The organism is Treponema sp. R6D11, assembly GCF_054786075.1.
Genome location: NZ_BDHD01000435.1, coordinates 1 through 1,040 on the forward strand (window position 1 = coordinate 1; position 1,040 = coordinate 1,040).

At 40.4% G+C, this 1,040-nt stretch carries 1 protein-coding gene; it reads right to left on the reverse strand.

Annotated elements, in window-relative coordinates:
* Positions 1-83: 83 nt before the first annotated feature.
* On the reverse strand, positions 84-980 hold the full coding sequence (locus tag ACYVTD_RS13755; RefSeq protein WP_461248296.1) for a hypothetical protein: 897 nt from the start codon (positions 978-980) through the stop codon (positions 84-86).
* Positions 981-1,040: the final 60 nt, after the last annotated feature.

The following is a 1,040-nucleotide window of genomic DNA, read 5'->3' on the forward strand; positions in this document are numbered from 1 at the left end:
CCTTATTAATAGATCATTACATTAATTATATTTAATTTTAAAGTTTTTGTCAAACCGTCAAGCGCATATTTATTGATTATTTATCAAATTTTTCTTAATTTGCGGATAATCTGCCTGCTAAGCCCCTTCCCGCCCGCAAACAGGATTTTTGATGGAATTTTACCGTTTTTTACGCCTGCTTTTACCATTCTGACAGCTGAAGCAACCTGAATCCAAGGCGAATCATTAAAAATTAGGACAACATCATCAGGTATCAGTTCAGGGTTTATCCATGTAAAGAAAATAACCGGAATATCGGAGTATTTATCAAAATATTCAACACCATTCCCTGAAATAATAACGCAGGAATACCCCTGATTGCCTGAAAATTGGGGAAAATATGTAAAATATGATGTCTGTAGGGGCTTATCGGGGTCTTTTTGAGCATTTGAAATGGCCTCTCTTGCCTGTTTTTGGATGTTTGGCTCTAAAAATACCGCTATTCTTTCATTTTTATCGCCGTCAATGACTGCCGCGGCAAGGCCGACACGGTAAAAATCCGCGTATATGTCGGTTTTATAAATAAAATAATCTTCTAATTTGCCTCCTATGGCAAATTCGGCAGGATTTTCTTCTTCGCCATATCTGCCTTCTAGCAACACAACAGGGATAGACGTATTTTTTTCCCTGTAGCCTACGGCCACCTTCGCAAACCTGAGGGGAAAAATCACGCAAAACGGCTTTGACGACGCCTTTTCAACAGCGGCCTGAATTATATCATCCCCCGCATCGTTTGCTACGGTTACGGGTTTTACCCTGCGGAACAAAACAAGGGAAGAACGCGCCGTTTCCTGCCGCAGTCGTTTTTTGCCGTAAAGTTCCGCAAAGGAAATATCGGTAACAATAAGCACGGGGGAACGGGCAAGAAAGACAATCAATATAATTATGAGAAAAACCGCCAAAGAAGCGGCAATTTTTATTGTTTTTGGACCGAGTTTCATATTAATAGCCCATTATACCATATTGGCGAAAAAGACACAGGGGACGCTGTTGACCAATAT

Coding starts and splice junctions, on each gene's coding strand:
- ACYVTD_RS13755 (WP_461248296.1), bottom strand. CDS start 980: ATGAAACTCGGTCCAAAAACAATAAAAATTGCCGCTTCTTTGGCGGTT.